The 19,385-nt window shown below is 70.9% G+C and carries 17 protein-coding genes and 1 pseudogene; 15 read left to right on the forward strand and 3 right to left on the reverse strand.

Annotated elements, in window-relative coordinates; genetic code table 11:
• Position 1 precedes the first annotated feature (1 nt).
• The 3 genes from M878_RS78215 (at position 2) to holA (ending at position 2,379) form a co-directional block, all read left to right on the forward strand.
• Positions 2-838 (forward strand): arylamine N-acetyltransferase family protein, encoded by an 837-nt coding sequence (locus M878_RS78215; protein WP_023550879.1) that lies wholly within the window; start codon positions 2-4, stop codon positions 836-838.
• 150 nt (positions 839-988) lie between these two features.
• Positions 989-1,234 (forward strand): hypothetical protein, encoded by a 246-nt coding sequence (locus tag M878_RS78220; RefSeq protein ID WP_037730210.1) that lies wholly within the window; start codon positions 989-991, stop codon positions 1,232-1,234.
• Between the two features lie 155 nt (positions 1,235-1,389).
• Positions 1,390-2,379 (forward strand): DNA polymerase III subunit delta, encoded by a 990-nt coding sequence (gene holA / locus M878_RS78225; protein ID WP_031226107.1) that lies wholly within the window; start codon positions 1,390-1,392, stop codon positions 2,377-2,379.
• A gap of 409 nt (positions 2,380-2,788) precedes the next feature.
• On the opposite strand, the gene rpsT is transcribed toward holA, so the two are convergent.
• On the reverse strand, positions 2,789-3,055 hold the full coding sequence (gene rpsT / locus M878_RS78230; RefSeq protein ID WP_023550882.1) for a 30S ribosomal protein S20: 267 nt from the start codon (positions 3,053-3,055) through the stop codon (positions 2,789-2,791).
• 232 nt (positions 3,056-3,287) lie between these two features.
• On the opposite strand from rpsT, the gene lepA reads away from it, so the two are divergent.
• The 5 genes from lepA to M878_RS78255 all read left to right on the forward strand — a co-directional run bounded on the left by lepA (position 3,288) and on the right by M878_RS78255 (position 11,264).
• Positions 3,288-5,162, forward strand: a complete 1,875-nt coding sequence (gene lepA, locus M878_RS78235) for a translation elongation factor 4 (RefSeq protein WP_031226109.1) — start codon at positions 3,288-3,290, stop codon at positions 5,160-5,162.
• A 283-nt stretch (positions 5,163-5,445) separates the two neighbouring features.
• Entirely contained in the window at positions 5,446-7,320 is a 1,875-nt protein-coding gene (locus M878_RS78240) for an AMP-dependent synthetase/ligase (RefSeq protein ID WP_031226110.1), read from the forward strand.
• A 182-nt stretch (positions 7,321-7,502) separates the two neighbouring features.
• Positions 7,503-9,326 carry an ATP-binding SpoIIE family protein phosphatase gene (locus M878_RS78245; RefSeq protein ID WP_023550885.1) on the forward strand — a complete coding sequence of 608 codons (1,824 nt, stop codon included), beginning with the start codon at positions 7,503-7,505 and terminating at the stop codon, positions 9,324-9,326.
• Positions 9,327-9,353: 27 nt separating this feature from the next.
• Positions 9,354-10,586: a radical SAM family heme chaperone HemW gene (gene hemW / locus M878_RS78250; RefSeq protein WP_023550886.1), complete on the forward strand. Its 1,233-nt coding sequence runs from the start codon at positions 9,354-9,356 to the stop codon at positions 10,584-10,586.
• Between the two features lie 99 nt (positions 10,587-10,685).
• The gene (locus tag M878_RS78255; protein WP_023550887.1) at positions 10,686-11,264 is read left to right on the forward strand and encodes a Uma2 family endonuclease; all 579 of its coding nucleotides are present in this window, start codon (positions 10,686-10,688) and stop codon (positions 11,262-11,264) included.
• On the opposite strand, the gene M878_RS78260 is transcribed toward M878_RS78255, so the two are convergent.
• Positions 11,242-12,054 carry a DUF3097 domain-containing protein gene (locus M878_RS78260; RefSeq protein ID WP_023550888.1) on the reverse strand — a complete coding sequence of 271 codons (813 nt, stop codon included), beginning with the start codon at positions 12,052-12,054 and terminating at the stop codon, positions 11,242-11,244. The two genes, M878_RS78255 and M878_RS78260, sit on opposite strands and share 23 nt — an antisense overlap.
• A gap of 34 nt (positions 12,055-12,088) precedes the next feature.
• On the reverse strand, positions 12,089-12,811 hold the full coding sequence (locus M878_RS78265) for an MBL fold metallo-hydrolase (RefSeq protein WP_023550889.1): 723 nt from the start codon (positions 12,809-12,811) through the stop codon (positions 12,089-12,091).
• Positions 12,812-12,981: 170 nt separating this feature from the next.
• Here M878_RS78265 and hrcA point away from each other — a divergent pair, with 170 nt between their 5' ends.
• The 7 genes and pseudogenes from hrcA to M878_RS49215 all read left to right on the forward strand — a co-directional run.
• Positions 12,982-13,998 carry a heat-inducible transcriptional repressor HrcA gene (hrcA, locus tag M878_RS78270; protein ID WP_023550890.1) on the forward strand — a complete coding sequence of 339 codons (1,017 nt, stop codon included), beginning with the start codon at positions 12,982-12,984 and terminating at the stop codon, positions 13,996-13,998.
• Positions 13,999-15,135 (forward strand): molecular chaperone DnaJ, encoded by a 1,137-nt coding sequence (gene dnaJ, locus M878_RS78275; RefSeq protein WP_023550891.1) that lies wholly within the window; start codon positions 13,999-14,001, stop codon positions 15,133-15,135.
• A 342-nt stretch (positions 15,136-15,477) separates the two neighbouring features.
• A complete protein-coding gene (locus M878_RS78280; protein ID WP_023550892.1) occupies positions 15,478-16,554 on the forward strand; it encodes a nitronate monooxygenase in 1,077 nt (358 codons plus the stop codon).
• Positions 16,551-17,303, forward strand: coding sequence for a 16S rRNA (uracil(1498)-N(3))-methyltransferase (locus tag M878_RS78285; protein ID WP_023550893.1), 753 nt, complete (start codon positions 16,551-16,553; stop codon positions 17,301-17,303). The genes M878_RS78280 and M878_RS78285 overlap by 4 nt, the downstream gene beginning before the upstream one ends.
• Positions 17,304-17,318: 15 nt before the next feature.
• Complete coding sequence (locus M878_RS78290) at positions 17,319-17,711, forward strand: VOC family protein (protein ID WP_023550894.1); 393 nt, start codon at positions 17,319-17,321, stop codon at positions 17,709-17,711.
• Between the two features lie 118 nt (positions 17,712-17,829).
• Positions 17,830-18,384, forward strand: a complete 555-nt coding sequence (locus M878_RS78295) for a hypothetical protein (protein ID WP_051430122.1) — start codon at positions 17,830-17,832, stop codon at positions 18,382-18,384.
• A gap of 59 nt (positions 18,385-18,443) precedes the next feature.
• Positions 18,444-19,385, forward strand: a pseudogene (locus M878_RS49215) (PD40 domain-containing protein); the annotation flags it as partial.

Genomic DNA, 19,385 nt, shown 5'->3' on the forward strand with positions numbered 1-19,385 from the left:
CATGAATCCGAGCCAGGCCGATGCCTATCTCCGCAGGATCCGGGCCGAGCGCCCACAGCGGCCCACCGGCCCGGCGCTGCGCGAGCTGCATCTGCGCCATCTGCAGACCGTCCCCTTCGAGAATCTGTCGATCCACTTCGGTGAGGAGATCGTGCTGGAGGAGGAGCGGCTGCTGGTCAAGGTGACCGGACGGCGGCGAGGTGGTTTCTGCTACGAACTGAACGGCGCGTTCGGCGCGTTGCTCGCCGCGCTCGGCTATGAGGTCGAGCTGCTCGCCGGACGCGTCTACGGCGACGAGGGACGGCTCGGTATCCCGTACGACCATCTCGCCCTGCGGGTGCGGACGGTGGAGGGGGACACCTGGCTCGCGGACGTCGGGTTCGGGGCGCACAGCCACTACCCGCTGGCCTACGCGGAACGCGGGGAGCAAGCCGACCCCGGCGGGGTGTTCCGGGTGGTGGAGGCCGGGCCCGACGCGGCCGGGGTGCGCGGTGGCGGCTCGGGCGGGGCCGGGGACCTGGACGTCGTACGGAACGGCAGGCCGCAGTACCGGCTGGAGGCGCGGCCCCGGGTGCTCGGGGACTTCGTGGCCGCGGCCTGGTGGCACAGCACCTCGCCGGTGTCGCACTTCACCCGGTCGCTGGTCTGCTCCAGGGCCACCGAGGACGGAGGGAGGGTCACGCTCAGCGGGCGGTCGCTGACGACGACGGACGCCGACGGGAAGCGCGGGACACGGGAGTTGGGGACGGACGAGGAGGTGCTGGCGGTGTACCGGGAGCGGTTCGGGATCGAGCTGGACTGTGTGCCGACTGTGCGAAGCCGGAGTTTTTACTCATAATCCGGCTCAGTCTCCGCAAATATGCTGGATCCCCTTGATGTGGGGTGTGTTGCCTGGCTGAGGGCTGTACGCCGTACCAGGTGAGGTGCAGCTCGTGCTCAAGGGCTGACCTGGGGGTTCGGTGCATGTGCGGTGCCGGAGAATGGGGCCGTGAGCGATGTGAGACATGTGCTGGTGCTGCCCGACCGGGATGCCGCCGAGGAGGCGGCCGAGGCGCTCGGGGAGCGGTTCGGCCTGGACGAGGAGCCCCGGCTGGTCCGCGACGCGCTGGCCGGCGAGGACGATGCCGAGGACGCGCAGTGGCTGGTGGTCCTGCGGGACGAGGACGAGCGGCTGGATCCGGCGGAGCTGGATGAGTTCGTGGGGGAGTGGGACGGGTGGCGGGAGGAGCCGTGATCCTGCCGGCTGAGCAGTGACCGGTGTCCGGGCACCGGGGGAGGCGCGACTGCCCGCGGCCAAGTGGGCCCCGCAGCTAGGTCGGAGCCCGCGGCTGCGCGAGCCCTCGCAGCAGCGTGAGCCCATTGTCAGTGGTGCGTGGGATGCTTTGAGGGATGGCCAGGAAGACTGCGAATGACGACCCTCTCGCTCCGGTGACGCTTGCCGTGGGCCAGGAGGACCTCCTGCTCGACCGTGCCGTGCGGGAGGTGGTGGCCGCCGCCAAGGCCGCCGACGCCGACACGGACGTACGCGACCTCACCCCGGACCAGGTGCAGCCCGGCACGCTCGCCGAGCTCACCAGTCCTTCGCTCTTCGCCGAGCGGAAAGTCGTGGTCGTACGCAATGCGCAGGACCTGTCCGCCGACACGGTCAAGGACGTGAAGGCGTATGTCGGGGCGCCCGCCGAGGAGATCACGCTCGTGCTGCTGCACGCGGGCGGGGCCAAGGGCAAGGGGCTGCTGGACGCCGCGCGCAAGGCGGGAGCGCGGGAGGTGGCCTGCCCGAAGATGACCAAGCCCGCGGACCGGCTGGCCTTTGTGCGGGAGGAGTTCCGCTCGTTCGGGCGGTCGGCCGCGCCCGAGGCGTGCCAGGCGCTGTGCGATGCCATCGGCAGCGATCTGCGGGAGCTGGCCTCGGCGGTCTCCCAGCTGGTCGCCGACGTGGAGGGGACGATCGACGAGGCGGTCGTCGGGCGGTACTACACGGGGCGGGCGGAGGCCTCCAGCTTCACGGTCGCCGACCGGGCCGTGGAGGGGCGTACGGCGGAGGCACTGGAGGCGTTGCGCTGGTCGCTGGCGACCGGGGTGGCGCCGGTGATGATCACCAGTGCGCTGGCGCAGGGCGTGCGGGCCATCGGGAAGTTGTCGTCGGCTCGGGGCGGGCGGCCGGCTGATCTGGCGCGGGAGTTGGGGATGCCGCCGTGGAAGATCGACCGCGTGCGGCAGCAGATGCGGGGGTGGACGCCGGACGGGGTTGCGGCGGCGCTCAGGGCTGTCGCCGAGGCCGATGCCGGGGTGAAGGGCGGGGGCGATGATCCTGAGTACGCCCTGGAGAAGGCGGTTGTGATCATCGCTCGGGCTGCCCGGTCCCGGGGGCGCGGATAGGTGTCCCTGGGCTCCGCCCGAGACCCCGTCAGGGGCCCCGCCCCTGGATTCCGGCCACACCCACCTGCCTCGGTCCGCCGGGAAGCTTCCGTCACGGAGTCATGGGCTCGGTCGGCCGGGAAGGCCTCCAGCCAGCCGACAAGGCCGCCGGCGCTCAGCCCCGGACCCCGCTCGCCTATCCACCCCCGAATCTGTCGCTTGAAAAGCGGCGCACAGCATCACACCGCCCCATACCAAAGGCCCCGGCGTCCGCCCTGGGGAAGGGGGAGCGCCGAGGCCTTCGGTTCAAGCTGATGGACTCGCACCCGCGTGGCGAACGCAGGCCGCGTGCGAATCCGGGGTGCCGGATGGGAGCGGATGAGAGAGGGCCCGCTCTGGGTCCTTCCGGCGGTCAGATCAAAGGGAGAGTTCAGCCCTTGAGGGACGTGACCTTGGAAGCAAGCGCCGACTTCTTGTTGGCGGCCTGGTTCTTGTGGATGACGCCCTTGGAGACGGCCTTGTCGAGCTTGCGCGAAGCCTCGCGCACCGCCACGGTGGCCTTCTCGACGTCACCCGCGGCAACGGCCTCGCGGGCCTTGCGGATCGCGGTCTTCAGGGAGGACTTGACGGCCTTGTTGCGCAGCCGAGCCTTCTCGTTGGTCTTGATCCGCTTGATCTGGGACTTGATGTTCGCCACGAAGGAGCCTTTTCAGGTTCTGGCCGGGGCCGCGAAGGTCCCGTACCGGTGATCCAAAATTTCTCTGACGTGCCTCGCGCTGAGAGGGCATGAGGCACAGCCATCTACAGTACCAGTGGCCCTGCGAGCGGCCCAAAACGGTCCTCGGTCCCTCCGCGTGGGACCATGGAGACTACGTATCGATCCGACCCGAGACCGTTACCTGCGGATACCTCAAGAATCAGGACCCTGCGTGCCCGCGACCCCTAACCATGTGCCCGAGCCGAGCCGTACCGCCCCGGCTCTGATCCGCAATTTCTGCATCATCGCGCACATCGACCACGGCAAGTCCACGCTCGCCGACCGGATGCTCCAGCTGACCGGTGTGGTCGAGCAGCGGCAGATGCGTGCTCAGTACCTCGACCGGATGGACATCGAGCGCGAGCGCGGCATCACGATCAAGTCCCAGGCGGTGCGTCTGCCCTGGGCCCCCACCGAGGGCCCCGACCAGGGCACGACTCACATCCTCAACATGATCGACACCCCGGGGCACGTCGACTTCACCTACGAGGTCTCGCGGTCGCTCGCCGCCTGTGAGGGGACCATCCTCCTCGTCGACGCCGCCCAGGGCATCGAGGCGCAGACGCTCGCCAACCTCTACCTGGCGATGGAGAACGACCTCACGATCATCCCCGTACTGAACAAGATCGACCTGCCGGCCGCCCAGCCGGAGAAGTTCGCCGAGGAGCTGGCGAACCTGGTCGGCTGCGACCCGGAGGACGTTCTCAAGGTCTCGGCGAAGACCGGTCTCGGCGTCGACGCGCTGCTGAACAAGGTCGTCAAGGAGATCCCGGCCCCGGTCGGGGTCGCCGACGCGCCCGCCCGCGCGATGATCTTCGACTCGGTCTACGACTCCTACCGCGGTGTCGTGACGTACGTCCGTGTCATCGACGGCCAGCTCAACAAGCGCGAGCGCATCAGGATGATGTCCACCGGCGCCACGCACGAGCTGCTGGAGATCGGTGTCAACTCGCCCGAGATGCTGCCGGCCGACGGCCTCGGCGTCGGCGAGGTGGGCTATCTCATCACCGGTGTGAAGGACGTCCGCCAGTCCAAGGTCGGTGACACCGTCACCAGCCAGAGCAAGGGGGCCACGGAGGCGCTGGGCGGGTACAAGGACCCGAAGCCCATGGTCTTCTCCGGCCTGTATCCGCTCGACGGCTCCGACTACCCGGAGCTGCGCGAGGCCCTCGACAAGCTGCAGCTCAACGACGCCGCGCTCGTCTACGAGCCGGAGACCTCCGCCGCCCTCGGCTTCGGCTTCCGCGTCGGCTTCCTCGGCCTGCTGCACCTGGACGTGATCCGGGAGCGGCTGGAGCGCGAGTTCGGCCTCGACCTGATCGCCACCGCCCCCAACGTGGTCTACCGCGTGGTCATGGAGGACGGCAGCGAGCACACGGTCACCAACCCGAGCGAGTTCCCCGAGGGCAAGATCAACGAGGTCTTCGAGCCGGTCGTGCGGGCCACCATCCTCGCGCCCACCGAGTTCATCGGCTCGATCATGGAGCTGTGCCAGACCCGGCGCGGCACCCTGCTCGGCATGGACTACCTCTCGGAGGACCGCGTCGAGATCCGCTACACGCTGCCGCTCGCGGAGATCGTCTTCGACTTCTTCGACCAGCTGAAGTCCAAGACCCGCGGCTACGCCTCGCTGGACTACGAGCCCACCGGCGAGCAGACCAGCTCCCTGGTCAAGGTCGACATCCTGCTGCACGGCGACAAGGTGGACGCGTTCTCCGCGATCACCCACAGGGACCAGGCGTACGCGTACGGCGTACGGCTCGTCGCGAAGCTCAAGGAGCTGATCCCGCGGCAGGCCTTCGAGGTGCCGGTGCAGGCCGCCATCGGCTCCCGGGTGATCGCCCGCGAGACCATCCGCGCCATCCGCAAGGACGTCCTCGCCAAGTGCTACGGCGGTGACATCTCCCGTAAGCGGAAGCTGCTGGAGAAGCAGAAGGAAGGCAAGAAGCGGATGAAGATGGTGGGTTCCGTGGAGGTTCCGCAGGAAGCCTTCATCGCCGTGCTGTCCAGCGATGACAGCGCGGGGTCGGCCAAAGGCAAGAAGTAACCAACGGTAACAACGGGTGGCGTCCGTAAACCGGACACACAGGGGCCTGTCGTGTGAAAGCGCGGCAGGCCCCTACGCGTGCGTAGCGTCGCTCTCCGTGGAACACGCGAAGAAACAGACAGGCCGATGCCCCTTACGCAGCGGCCGGTCGCGGCTTACTCTGATCCCTGCTCGATAGTTACTCGCGAGTTAAACAACAGTGAGACAGCAGCGCGAACCCCCCACCGTGAGTGAACCCAGCCGCACCGAGTACAGCCGCACCGTCGCGGGCCCGGAGGATGTCGTGAGCGACACACAGACCCTGATCGAGAACCGTCCGCCGTCCGTGGCGGCCCTCTTCCTGGAACGCGTGGCGGCCACACCGGACGCCGAGGCCTACCGCTATCCAGTGCCGCCAGCCTCGGGCCAGGGCCCGGACGACTGGAAGTCGCTCAGCTGGGCGCAGGCGGCCGGGCGGGTGTACGCGATCGCGGCCGGGCTCGTCGAACTGGGCGTGCAGCCGGAGCAGCGGGTGGCGCTCGCCTCCTCCACCCGCGTCGAGTGGCTCCTCGCCGACCTCGGCATCATGTGCGCCGGCGGTGCGACGACCACCATCTACCCGCAGACCAACGAGGACGAGTCGGCCTTCATCCTCTCCGACTCGGAGAGCCACGTGCTGATCGCCGAGGACGCGGCCCAGGTCGCCAAGGCCGTCGAGAAGCGCGCCGAGCTGCCCGAGCTGACCAAGGTCGTCGCCATCGACCCGGCCGGCGTGGAGACGAACGACTGGGTGACCACCCTCGCCGAGCTGGAGCAGCGCGGCGCCGCCTACCTGGAGAAGCACCCCGAGCTGATCAAGGAGCGGGTCGGCGCGATCACCCGGGAGCAGCTCGCCACCCTCATCTACACCTCCGGCACCACCGGCCGCCCCAAGGGCGTGCGCCTGCCGCACGACAACTGGGCGTACATGGCGAAGGCGATCGCCGCGACCGGCCTGATCACCGCCGAGGACGTGCAGTACCTGTGGCTGCCGCTCGCGCACGTCTTCGGCAAGGTCCTCACCTCCGGGCAGATCGAGGTCGGGCACGTCACCGCCGTCGACGGCCGCGTCGACAAGATCATCGAGAACCTTCCGGTGGTGCAGCCGACGTACATGGCCGCCGTGCCGCGCATCTTCGAGAAGGTCTACAACGGCGTCGCCGCCAAGGCCCGCGAGGGCGGCCCGGCCAAGTACAAGATCTTCCAGTGGGCCGCCGAAGTCGCCCGCGAGTACGCCAAGGTCTCCCAGGACAACTTCCGGCGCACCGGCACCCACGCCGTGCCCTTCGGCCTGGCCGCCAAGCACAAGGTCGCCGACACCCTCGTCTACGCCAAGCTCCGCCACGCCTTCGGCGGCCGGCTGCGCGCCTGTGTCTCGGGCGCCTCCGCGCTCGCGCCCGAGATCGGCTACTTCTTCGCCGGCGCCGGCATCCACATCCTGGAGGGCTACGGCCTCACCGAGTCCTCCGCGGCCTCCTTCGTCAACCCCGGCGAGGCCTACCGCACCGGCACGGTCGGCAAGCCGCTGCCCGGCACGGAGGTGCGCATCGCCGAGGACGGCGAGATCCTGCTGCGCGGCCCCGGCATCATGGAGGGCTACCACGGGCTGTCCGAGAAGACCGCCGAGGTGCTGGAGTCCGACGGCTGGTTCCACACCGGCGACATCGGCGAGCTGTCGCCCGACGGCTATCTGCGCATCACCGACCGCAAGAAGGACCTCATCAAGACCTCCGGCGGCAAGTACGTCGCTCCGGCCGAGGTCGAGGGCCAGTTCAAGGGGGTGTGCCCGTACGTCTCCAACATCCTGGTGCACGGCGCCGACCGGAACTACTGCACCGCGCTCATCGCCCTGGACGAGATCGCGCTCCAGGACTGGGCGAAGGAGAACGGGCTGGAGGGCAAGCCCTACGCGGAGATCGTCGCCGCGCCGCAGACCGTCGAGATGGTCGACGGATACGTCCAGCAGCTCAACGCCGGGCTCCAGAAATGGCAGACGATCAAGAAGTTCCGGCTGCTGCCCAGGGATCTCGATGTGGAGCACGGCGAGATCACGCCGAGCCTGAAGCTGAAGCGGCCCGTGGTTGAGCGGGAGTACAAGCACCTCATCGATGAGATGTACGCCGGGACGCGGGAGGCCTGACGCGGTTTCGAAGGGGTGGCAGGGGACTGTCGGCGGCTGCGGGTTCGTCGTGGTTGTGCGCGCAGTTCCCCGCGCCCCTTGGGGATTTGTGCTCAGCGGCGCTCGAAAGTGGCCGTCTTCTGGTCACTTCAGTGACTCAGCGCTTATAGATGCCCCCGGCCTGTCACCCTTGCCGCATGGACATGGCGGCCATACCCACGCAGCGGGAGAGCGAGGCGGCCCGGGCCCGGGAGGTACGGGGGCGGACCACGCTGCCCGGGAGCCCCGTCGCGCCCGGGTCGGCCCGTGCGCTGGTGCGGGCCGCGCTGGCCGAGGCGCCCGACGTCTCGGCCCGGCTCGCTGACGACGCCATGGCCGTCGTCAGCGAGCTGGTCACCAATGCCGTCGTGCACGTCGGTACGGACGTCGAGGTCGACTGGCGGCTGGAGGAGGACGGCGCGTTCGTCGTGGAGGTCTGCGACCGGCATCCCTCCCGCGCGCCGCGCGATGCCCTCGGCGGCGAGGGGGCGTACGACACCCCCGAGTACGGGCGCGGCCTGCGGCTGGTCACCACGCTCGCCGAGTCCTGGGGCGTCACCTACCGCACCGGCGCCAAGACGGTCTGGGCGCGGCTGCCCCCGGGCGGCGTCGAGGACCCGGACGCGCCCGCACCGGACGTGGCCCTGGAGGTCGCCGAGGATCTGGCCCCGCAGCCGCACCGCGCCGTGGGCGACCGGGACTGGCTCGGCCGAGGTGCGCTGTCCTTCCTCGCCGAGGCCTCCGACCTGCTCGCCGGACAGCTGGACGAGAACCTGGTGACCGCCCTGACCGGCCAGCTCCTCGTGCCCCGGCTCGCCGACTGGTGCGCGGTGTGGCTGGAGGACGAGGCGAGCGTGCGCGGCGGCGCCGGCGGGGGCCCCGACCGGGTCTGGCACGCCAGCGAGAACCGCATCGAGGAACTGCGGTGCGCCCTGGAGAAGGAGCCGCCCTGCCCGCCCGACGGGCTGCGCTCCGGTCCCGAGCCGTACCCGTGGCCCGGCCATGTGCTCGGCGCGGAGGGCGCCGACGGCACGGCGCTGTCGTACCGGCTGATCGCGGGCGGCCGGCCGCTCGGCACGCTGGTCATCGGCCGGTGCGGGCTCGCCTGCTTTCCCGATGAGGTCACCGGGCTCGTCGAGGACCTCAGCCGCCGGGTGGCGCTCGCCATCGGGGCCGCGCGCCAGTACGCCCGCCAGGCCACCATCAGCGCCGTCCTGCAGCGCGGCCTGCTGCCCGGCGCGGTCGCCCAGATCCCCGGCCTGAGCAGCGCGCTCGTGTACGAGCCCTGCGACAAGGGCGGCCCCAGCGGCGACTTCTACGACCTGTTCCCGGCGGGCGACGGCCGCTGGTGCTTCGCCGTCGGCGACGTCCAGGGCAAGGGCCCGGAGGCGGCGGTCGTGATCGGGCTCGCCCGCCCCTGGCTCCGCCTCCTCGCCCGCGAGGGCTACCGGGTCGCCGACGTCCTGGACCGGCTCAACCAGCTCCTCCTGGACGACGCCACCGAGGCCGCCGACGCGGCCGCCCGCGCCCTGGTCGCCGCCGGTGGCCGCCCGGTGGCCCCCGGAGACGGCCCGCAGACCCGCTTCCTGTCCCTCCTCTACGGCGAGCTGACCCCGTACGACGGCGGCGTCCGTTGCACCCTCGCCTCCGCCGGGCACCCGCTGCCGCTCGTCCTCAGCCCCGACGGCACCGTGCGCACCGCCGCCCGCCCGCAGACCCTGCTCGGCGTGGTCGAGGACGAGACCTACACCAGCGAGAGCATCGACCTGCGGCCCGGCGACAGCCTGCTGTGCGTCACCGACGGAGTGACCGAGCGCCGCTCCGGCTCCCGCCAGTTCGACGACGGCGACGGGCTGGCGCAGGCCCTGTCCGGCTGCGCGGGCCTGAGCGCCGAGCTGATCGCCGAAAGGATCCGCCGCATGGTGCACGACTTCGGCGGCGGCCTGCCCGAGGACGATCTCGCACTGCTGGTGCTGCAAGCGGAGTAGCCCCGCCTGTGCTGGACAATGGAAGACATGCCTTCCGCACTCCCCGACGGCGAGCCCGTCCCCGCCGACGGCGCGCTGCCCGCGCACGCGCTCGCCGGGGCCGCAGAGCGCCCGCTCGGCTTCTACCTGCACGTCCCGTACTGCGCGACCCGCTGCGGCTACTGCGACTTCAACACCTACACCGCGACCGAGCTGCGCGGCACGGGCGGTGTGCTGGCGTCCCGCGACAACTACGCGGACACGCTGACGGACGAGATCCGGCTCGCCCGGAAGGTGCTCGGCGACGACCCGCGCGCGGTCCGTACGGTGTTCGTCGGCGGCGGTACGCCCACACTGCTGGCCGCGGACGATCTCGTACGGATGCTGGGGGCGATCAGGGACGAGTTCGGCCTGGCACCGGACGCGGAGATCACCACGGAGGCGAACCCCGAGTCGGTGGACCCGGCCTACCTCGCCACGCTCCGGGAAGGCGGCTTCAACCGGATCTCCTTCGGCATGCAGAGCGCGAGGCAGCATGTGCTGCGCGTGCTCGACCGCACCCATACGCCGGGCCGCCCCGAGGCCTGCGTGGCGGAGGCCCGGGCGGCGGGCTTCGAGCACGTGAACCTGGACCTGATCTACGGCACCCCCGGCGAGAGCGACGACGACTGGCGGGCCTCGCTGGACGCGGCGATCGGCGCCGGGCCGGACCACATCAGCGCGTACGCGCTGATCGTCGAGGAGGGCACCCAGCTCGCCCGCCGCATCCGCCGGGGCGATGTCCCGATGACGGACGACGACGTCCACGCCGACCGCTATCTGATCGCCGAGGAAACCCTGTCGGCGGCGGGCTTCGACTGGTACGAGGTCTCCAACTGGGCCACCTCGGAGGCGGGCCGCTGCCTGCACAACGAGCTGTACTGGCGCGGCGCCGACTGGTGGGGGGCGGGTCCCGGGGCGCACTCGCACGTGGGCGGGGTGCGTTGGTGGAACGTGAAGCATCCGGGGGCGTACGCGGCGGCGCTGGCATCGGGACGGTCGCCGGGGGCCGGGCGTGAGCTGCTGTCGGAGGAGGACCGGCGGGTCGAACGGATTCTGCTGGAGCTGCGGCTGCGGGAGGGGGTGCCGCTGTCCTTGCTGAAGGAGGCGGGGCTGGCGGCTTCCCGGCGGGCGTTGGGGGAGGGGCTGCTGCAGGAAGGGCCGTACGGGGAGGGGCGGGCCGTATTGACTCTGCGGGGGCGGTTGCTGGCGGATGCGGTGGTGCGGGATCTGGTGGACTGATCACTCTGGCGAGTGAATCCCTCCGGAACGCCGGTTCGGTCCCTAACCTGGTTCGTAGGCTGCCGCTGACAGTATGCGGCGAATGTAGAGGCCACGGAGATGACCGCTGTGGACGAACGTGGAGTCGCAGAGTTCTTCGAGGGCTTTGAGCCGCCTGACGGGCTCAAAGCGGAGCTTCTGCGGGGGGAAATCGTGATGATGGCCAGCCCTGATCTGGTGCACAACCTGATCGTGCTGCTGACGGAGCGGCAGATTCCGTTGGATCGCTGGTATCCGCTTCAGACCCAGGACGTGGACCTCGTCGACGAGGCGAGTGAGCCGGTTCCGGACCTCGTGGTCGTGGCGCGTGACGTCCTGCCCGATTCGGGGCGTCTGCTGCCGTGCCAACTGATCACGATGGTCGTCGAGGTCGTTTCCAAGGACAGTGTGCACCGCGACTACGCCGTCAAGCGTTCGATCTATGCCGCAGGCAACGTGCCCGCCTATCTCGTCATCGATCCGATCATGGCGCAGTGCGTTCTGTTCACAAAGCCCGAGGGAAAGGGCGAGGACGCCAACTACCGGGCGCAGTACATCGAAAAGTTCGGCCGGCCGCTGATGCTGGATGTCCTGGGTGTCGAGCTGAAAACCAGCGAGTTCGGTACCTTCCCCGACGTCAAGCCCCACCGCTACCCGTAACGAAGTCGATCAGCTCCTCCACCCGCCCCAGCAACTCCGGCTCCAGGTCCTTGTAGGACCCGACCCGCCGCAGAATCGCCTGCCACACCGCCCCGGTGTTCTCCGAAGGCCAGCCCAGCGCCCGGCACACCCCTGTCTTCCAGTCCTGGCCGCGCGGCACCCTCGGCCAGGCCTCGATCCCCAGCGCGGCGGGCTTCACCGCCTCCCAGATGTCGATGTAGGGGTGCCCGACCACCAGTGCGTGTTCGCTGGTCACCGACTCGGCGATGTGCCACTCCTTCGTGCCCGGCACCAAGTGGTCCACGAGGACGCCCAGCCGTGCGTCCGGACCCGGTGCGAAGGACGACACGATCGACGGCAGGTCGTCCACACCCTCCAGGTACTCGACCACCACGCCCTCGATGCGCAGGTCGTCGCCCCAGACCTTCTCGACCAGCTCGGCGTCGTGCCGGCCCTCGACATAGATGCGGCCGGCGCGGGCCACGCGGGCGCGGGCGCCGGGGACGGCGACCGAGCCGGAGGCGGTACGGGTGGGTCGTACCGGACCGGCCGCAGGCCTCACCAGCGTCACCACCCGGCCCTCCAGCAGGAAGCCCCGCGGCTCCAGCGGGAACACCCGGTGCTTGCCGAAGCGGTCCTCCAGTGTCACCGTGCCGGCCTCGCAGCGGATCACCGCGCCACAGAAGCCGGTACCGGGCTCCTCCACCACCAGGCCCGGCTCCGCCGGTACCTCCGGCGTGGGCTTCGGCCTCTTCCACGGTGGAGTCAGATCGGCGGAGTACTGGCGCATTCGGATGACGATAGGAGAAGCCTCACGTCGGCGCTCACGACACGCCGAAGCGCGTTGCCAGCTCGTCGCGTTGACGTCGTACGAACGCCGCGTCCACCACCGCTCCGTGACCGGGTACGTACAGCGCGTCCTCGCCGCCCAGGGACAGCAGCCGGTCCAGGGCGTCCGGCCAGCGGGACGGGACCGCGTCCGGACCCGCCTGGGGCTCGCCGGACTGCTCGACCAGGTCGCCGCAGAAGACCACCTCCGGGGAGCCGGGGATCAGCACCGCGAGATCGTGGGCCGTGTGTCCCGGACCCACGTTCGCCAGCAGCGCCTGGCGGCCCGCGCCCAGGTCCAGCGTCCACTCGCCGGAGACCAGATGGCCGGGCGGCACCAGCGCGTCCACCGCCTCGTCGGCGTCGGCCACCGGGAGCCCGTTGCGCACGGCGTCCAAGCGCAGTTCCGCGCGCTCGTAGGCGAAGACCGCGTCGACGCCCACGGCCGCGTAGATCTCCGTCCCCGCGAACGCCGCCGCCCCGAGGACATGGTCGAAGTGGGGATGCGTCAGCGCGAGATGGGTCACACGGCCGTCGGCCAGTTCCTCGGCCTGTGCCCGCAGCCGCGCGCCCTCGGCCAGGCTGGATCCGGCGTCCACCATCAGCGCCGTACCCTCCCCGAGGACCAGCCCGACCGTGCAGTCACAGCCGGGGAGGCGGCGGCGTCCGACGCCGGCGGCCAGCCGTTCCCACCCCAGCTCTTCCCAAGTCACCGTCATACCGCGACGCTAGCTGCACAAGCCGCCGCGACCGCACGACCTTGCCCCGGGTGTACCCGACAGCCGTACACTGGGCCCCAGAACGCTGGCACTCGCATGCGAAGAGTGCCAAGCGGACGGACGGCGGGACGGACGGGACAGAGGGGACGACGTGCTGGAGGTGCGCGCGAATGCTGAGTGAACGCAGGCTTCAGGTGCTGCGCGCCATCGTCCAGGACTACGTCGGCACCGAGGAGCCGGTCGGGTCGAAGGCCCTGACCGAGCGGCACAACCTCGGGGTCTCCCCGGCCACCGTCCGCAACGACATGGCGGCCCTGGAGGACGAGGGGTTCATCGCCCAGCCGCACACCAGTGCCGGGCGCATCCCCACCGACAAGGGCTACCGGCTGTTCGTGGACAAGCTGGCGGGCGTCAAGCCGATGACCGCGCCCGAGCGGCGGGCGATCCAGAACTTCCTGGAGGGCGCCGTCGATCTCGACGACGTGGTGGCGCGGACCGTGCGGCTGCTCGCGCAGCTCACCCGGCAGGTCGCCGTCGTGCAGTATCCGTCCCTGACCCGGTCCACCGTGCGGCATGTGGAGCTGCTCTCGCTCGCCCCGGCGCGCGTGATGCTCGTGCTGATCACGGACACCGGCCGGGTCGAGCAGCGGATGGTCGACTGCCCGGCGCCGTTCGGCGAGTCCTCCCTCGCCGATCTGCGCGCGCGGCTGAACAGCCGGGTCGCGGGTCGCCGGTTCACGGATGTGCCGCGGCTGGTCGAGGACCTGCCGGACGCCTTCGAGCCGGAGGACCGCGGTACGGTCTCGGCGGTGCTCTCCACCCTTCTGGAGACACTCGTCGAGGAGAACGAGGAGCGGCTGATGATCGGCGGCACCGCCAATCTCACCCGCTTCGGACATGATTTTCCCCTCATGATCCGGCCCGTCCTGGAGGCCCTGGAGGAGCATGTCGTGCTTCTCAAGCTCCTTGGCGAGGCGAAGGATCCGGGCGTGATGGTGCGCATCGGGCACGAGAACGCCCATGAGGGACTCAACTCCACCTCCGTGGTGTCGGTCGGTTACGGTTCGGGCGGCGAGGCGGTTGCCAAGCTCGGCGTGGTCGGACCGACCCGCATGGACTACCCGGGAACGATGGGAGCGGTACGCGCAGTGGCACGGTACGTCGGACAGATCCTGGCGGAGTCGTAAGTGGCCACGGACTACTACGCCGTTCTCGGCGTGCGCCGCGACGCGTCGCAGGATGAGATCAAGAAGGCGTTCCGCCGGCTCGCGCGCGAGCTGCACCCGGACGTCAACCCCGACCCGAAGACCCAGGAGCGGTTCAAGGAGATCAACGCCGCTTACGAGGTGCTGTCGGACCCGCAGAAGAAGCAGGTCTACGACCTCGGCGGCGACCCGCTCTCGCAGGCGGGCGGCGCCGGCGCGGGCGGCTTCGGGGCCGGTGGCTTCGGCAACTTCTCCGACATCATGGACGCGTTCTTCGGTACGGCGTCGCAGCGCGGCCCGCGCTCGCGCACCCGGCGCGGCCAGGACGCGATGATCCGCATCGAGGTCGAGCTGGACGAGGCGGCCTTCGGGACGACCAAGGACATCCAGGTCGACACCGCGGTTGTCTGCAACACCTGTAACGGCGAGGGCGCGGCGCCCGGTACGACCGCTCAGACGTGTGACATGTGCCGCGGCCGCGGTGAGGTCTCGCAGGTCACCCGGTCCTTCCTGGGCCAGGTCATGACCTCGCGGCCCTGCCCCCAGTGCCAGGGCTTCGGCACGGTCGTGCCGACGCCGTGCCCGGAGTGCGCCGGCGACGGCCGCGTCCGCTCCCGCCGCACGCTCACCGTGAAGATCCCGGCCGGTGTCGACAACGGCACGCGGATCCAGCTCGCCGGTGAGGGCGAGGTCGGCCCCGGTGGCGGTCCGGCCGGTGACCTGTACGTCGAGATCCACGAGCTGCCGCACCCGACCTTCCAGCGGCGCGGCGACGATCTGCACTGCACGGTGACGATCCCGATGACGGCGGCGGCCCTCGGCACCAAGGTGCCGCTGGAGACGCTGGACGGCATGGAGGAGGTCGACATCCGGCCCGGCACCCAGTCCGGCCAGTCGATCCCGCTGCACAACCGGGGTGTCACGCATCTGCGCGGCGGCGGCCGGGGTGACCTGATCGTGCATGTCGAGGTCACGACGCCGACCAAGCTGGATCCCGAGCAGGAGCGGCTGCTGCGCGAGCTGGCCAAGCTGCGGGGCGAGGAGCGGCCGCAGGGGCAGTTCCAGCCGGGGCAGCAGGGTCTGTTCTCGCGGTTGAAGGATGCTTTCAACGGTCGCTGACGCGTGCTGCGGTCGGCCTGGCCGGGGTTCCGGGGGTTGGCCCCCGGGCAGGCACAGTCAGCCGGGGCAGCAGGGTCTGTTCTCGCGGTTGAAGGATGCTTTCAACGGTCGCTGACGCGCGCTGCGGTCGGCCTGGCCGGGGTTCCGGGGGTTGGCCTCCAGGCAGGCGCAGTCGGCCGGGGCAGCAGGGGCTGTTCTCGCGGTTGAAGGATGCTTTCAACGGTCGCTGAGCCGTTGCCGGACAGGGGCGTACGGCGGTGCCTCCGCACCCGGTATGCCCCTGTCCTATGCCGTGGGAAGCCCCGATTCGGACTCTTTCAAAGGACGTGACAACATGCGGTCATGTCCTCCGCGCTGACCGATCTCTTCCCCCTCCCGATCGTGCAGGCCCCCATGGCGGGCGGTGTCTCCGTCCCGCAGCTCGCCGCTGCCGTATCCGAGGCCGGTGGTCTCGGGTTTCTCGCCGCCGGGTACAAGACCGCCGACGGCATGTACCAGGAGATCAAACAGCTGCGGGGGCTCACGAGCCGCCCCTTCGGCGTGAACGTGTTCATGCCACAGGCCGAGTATGCCGAGTCGGGCGCTGTAGAGGTCTACGCCCATCAGCTGGCCGGCGAGGCCGCCTGGTACGAGACCGAGCTGGGCGACCCGGACAGCGGCCGGGACGACGGCTACGACGCCAAGCTCGCCGTACTCCTCGACAACCCGGTACCGGTGGTCTCCTTCCACTTCGGCGTGCCGAGCCGGGAGGTGTTCGACAAGCTGCGCCGGGCCGGCACCTTCACCCTGGTCACCGCCACCACCGCCGAGGAGGCCCGCGCGGTCGAGCAGGCCGGCGCGGACGCGGTGATCGCACAGGGCGTGGAGGCCGGCGGCCATCAGGGCACCCACCGGGACCTCCCGGAGAACGACGGTTCCGGCATCGGGCTGCTGTCGCTGGTCGCGCAGATCCGCGAGGCCGTGCGCATCCCGATCGTCGCCGCCGGCGGCATCATGCGCGGCAGCCAGATCGCCGCCGTCCTCGCGGCCGGCGCGAGCGCGGCCCAGCTGGGCACCGCCTTCCTCGCCACCCCCGAGTCCGGCGCGCAGGCCGTGCACAAGCAGGCGCTGACCAACCCCCTGTTCGCACGCACCGAGTTGACCCGCGCCTTCTCCGGCCGTCCGGCGCGCGCACTGGTCAACCGCTTCGTGCGCGAGCACGGCCCGTACGCCCCCGCCGCCTACCCCGAGATCAACCACCTGACCTCGCCGCTGCGCAAGGCCGCCGCCAAGGCCGAGGACGCGCAGGGTCTGTCGCTGTGGGCGGGCCAGGGTCACCGGATGGCCCGCGAGCTGCCGGCCGGGCGGCTCGTGGCGGTGCTGGCCGAGGAACTCGACGCGGCCAGGACAGCGTTGTCGGCCCAGGGCGGCCCGCGATGACCGCGCCGGTGTTCGTCGTCGACTCGCTGGAGGGCGTGGGTCCCGGCTCGGTCGTCGACGTCGACGGCCCCGAGGGGCGGCACGCGGTCTCCGTACGGCGGCTGCAGCCCGGCGAGCACGTGGTGCTGACCGACGGAAAGGGGCGGGGCGCGGCCGGGGTCGTCGTCAGCGTCTCGGGCAAGGACCACATGGTCGTCGAGCCCTTCGAGTTCCCGGTGGAACCGGAGCCCAGCCCCCGGATCACCGTCGTCCAGGCCCTCCCCAAGGGCGACCGCGGCGAGTTGGCCGTGGAGACGATGACAGAGACCGGGGTCGACGCGATCGTGCCCTGGCAGGCCGCCCGGTGCATCACCCAGTGGAAGGGCGACCGGGGGCTGAAGGCGCTCGCCAAGTGGCGGGCCACCGCGCGCGAGGCCGGCAAGCAGTCCCGTCGGCTGCGCTTCCCGGAGGTCGCGGACGCGGCAACCACCAAGCAGGTTGCCGCGCTTCTCGCCACGGCCGACTTCGCCGGCGTGCTGCACTCCGACTTCGAGCACGAGAGCCGGCCGCTGGCGAGTGCCGAACTGCCCACGGAGGGCGAGATCGTGCTCGTCGTCGGCCCCGAAGGCGGCGTCGCCCGGGACGAGTTGGCGCTCTTCGAGGAGGCGGGCGCCAAGGCGTACGTGCTCGGTCCTACCGTGTTGCGTACATCAACCGCCGGCACCGCCGCCGCGGCCCTGCTGCTGGGCCGTACCGGCCGCTGGTCCTGACATCTGGGGGACATCATGGAACTCGCCCAAGTCCGGCTGCTGGTCACCGACTTCGCCGCCTGCTACCGCTTCTACGCCGACGTCCTCGGCCTCAAGCCGCAGTCCGGGGCGAGCGAGGGCCCGTACGAGAAGTTCAGCCCGCACACGGGCTCCGCCGGGATCGCGCTGCAGGACCGGGCGATGATGGCCGAGATCCTGGACGAACTGGGCGAGAGCGCCTGCGGTCATCGTTCCTTGGTCGTCCTGCGGGTCGACGACCTCGACGCCTACGTTGCGGAGATCATCGGCCGTGGTGCGACGCTGCTGCGCGGGCCTGCGCCGATGACCGACAGGATGCGGGTGGCCCATCTCAAGGATCCGGAGGGCAACCTGGTCGAGCTCCAGGAGTGGTTGTTGCTGAGGGGCTGACAGGCGCTCGCCGGGGTGCCGCGGTATGCCTCTTGGGGGCGCCGGTCGACTTCCCTGGACGGATGAGTGGCCGTATGCGGCCTTTCCCGGCGTTCGCGTCGGTGGCACCCTGCCCTCCATGGGGGTTTTGCGGCGGATTCGACATCGAGTGCGTGGGGCGCGAGCCCTGGCCGTTGCCGGCCTGGTCGTGGTGGGTGCGGGGGCCGTGGTGGCGTGTCAGCCGGGGGGTCTCGGTTCCTCGACCGCCGCCTACACCACCCAGACGACCTCGACGGCCGCGCTGAAACGGCAGCACGTGGACGTCAGTTGGCTCACCTGCACCGGCGACTACGGCAGCGGCGGCAAGGCGGGCGGGACGCCCTCGCCCACGGAGACCACCGTCGTCTCCGTCAACTGCCAGGGCGAGACCAAGGACGGGCGGAAGATCACCGTCAGCGGGAAGGTGACCAAGGCCGTCGACGGCGCCTGTGTGCGCGGTGATCTGACGGCGAAGGTCGGCGGCAGGCAGGTGTTCCACGCCGACGGGCTCGGTGACTGCGACACCACGCCCGGACCGACGTACACGCCGCCCGCCTATCACCCCGGCGGCGGGCGGCCCACCGTGACGGTCACCGTCACCGAGACGGTCTGGTGCAAGGGCGACCCCACCTGCTGGCCCGCCGCGGGAAAGTGACCGCGGGCAAGTGATCGGAAGGGGCGCGGGGCACACCGGTCACTGCGTACAGTGACGGGGTGACCCAGGGTGCTTCGACGCGAACCACGACGTCCTCCGCCTATCTCCGATTCCCCCATGTACACGGCGACTTGGTGACGTTCGTCGCCGAGGACGACGTCTGGCTCGCGCCCCTGGACGGCGGCCGGGCCTGGCGGGTCAGCGCCGACAACGTGCCGGTGACCACGCCCCGGATATCCCCGGACGGACGGTCCCTCGCCTGGACCTCCACCCGCGACGGCGCGCCCGAGGCGCATGTCGCCCCCGTCGACGGCGGCCCCGCCGACCGGCTGACCTACTGGGGCAACCGCCGTACCGAGGTGCGCGGTTGGACCGCCGACGGACGGGTGCTCGCGCTCGGCGCGCACGGCCGGGCCAGCTTCCGGCACACCTGGGCGCACGCCGTCCCGCTGGACGGCGGCCCCGCCGAGACCCTGCCGTACGGCCCGGTCGGCGATGTGGCGTTCGGCCCGGCCACCGTGCTGCTGTCGGCGCCGATGGGCCGCGAAGCCGCGCACTGGAAGCGCTACCGGGGCGGTACGGCGGGCAAGCTGTGGATCGACCGGGAGGGGAGCGGGGAGTTCGTCCGGCTGCACCCGGACGTCGACGGCAACATCGAGTGCCCGGTGTGGGCCGGGGACCGGATCGCCTTCCTGTCCGACCACGAGGGCACCGGCGCCCTGTACTCCTCCCTCGCCGACGGCTCCGACCTGCGTCGCCACACGCCTCTCGACGGTTTCTACGCCCGCCACGGCTCCGGCGACGGCACCCGGGTCGTCTACAGCGCGGCCGGTGAACTGTGGCTGCTGGACGACCTGGAGGGCGCCGAGCCGCGCCGGCTGGACGTGCGCCTCGGCGGGCCGCGCGTCGACCTGCGCCCCCGTCCGGTGACCGCCGCCCGCTGGTTCGGCGAGGCGTCCCCCGACCACACCGCGCGCGGCAGCGCCGTGTGCGTACGCGGC

It is taken from the genome of Streptomyces roseochromogenus subsp. oscitans DS 12.976, assembly GCF_000497445.1.
Taxonomy (GTDB): domain Bacteria; phylum Actinomycetota; class Actinomycetes; order Streptomycetales; family Streptomycetaceae; genus Streptomyces; species Streptomyces oscitans.

Coding starts and splice junctions, on each gene's coding strand:
- M878_RS78215 (WP_023550879.1), top strand. CDS start 2: ATGAATCCGAGCCAGGCCGATGCCTATCTCCGCAGGATCCGGGCCGAG.
- holA (WP_031226107.1), top strand. CDS start 1,390: ATGGCCAGGAAGACTGCGAATGACGACCCTCTCGCTCCGGTGACGCTT.
- M878_RS78245 (WP_023550885.1), top strand. CDS start 7,503: ATGGCGGCCATACCCACGCAGCGGGAGAGCGAGGCGGCCCGGGCCCGG.
- hemW (WP_023550886.1), top strand. CDS start 9,354: ATGCCTTCCGCACTCCCCGACGGCGAGCCCGTCCCCGCCGACGGCGCG.
- M878_RS78255 (WP_023550887.1), top strand. CDS start 10,686: ATGACCGCTGTGGACGAACGTGGAGTCGCAGAGTTCTTCGAGGGCTTT.
- M878_RS78260 (WP_023550888.1), bottom strand. CDS start 12,054: ATGCGCCAGTACTCCGCCGATCTGACTCCACCGTGGAAGAGGCCGAAG.
- M878_RS78265 (WP_023550889.1), bottom strand. CDS start 12,811: ATGACGGTGACTTGGGAAGAGCTGGGGTGGGAACGGCTGGCCGCCGGC.
- hrcA (WP_023550890.1), top strand. CDS start 12,982: ATGCTGAGTGAACGCAGGCTTCAGGTGCTGCGCGCCATCGTCCAGGAC.
- M878_RS78280 (WP_023550892.1), top strand. CDS start 15,478: ATGTCCTCCGCGCTGACCGATCTCTTCCCCCTCCCGATCGTGCAGGCC.
- M878_RS78285 (WP_023550893.1), top strand. CDS start 16,551: ATGACCGCGCCGGTGTTCGTCGTCGACTCGCTGGAGGGCGTGGGTCCC.
- M878_RS78290 (WP_023550894.1), top strand. CDS start 17,319: ATGGAACTCGCCCAAGTCCGGCTGCTGGTCACCGACTTCGCCGCCTGC.
- M878_RS78295 (WP_051430122.1), top strand. CDS start 17,830: ATGGGGGTTTTGCGGCGGATTCGACATCGAGTGCGTGGGGCGCGAGCC.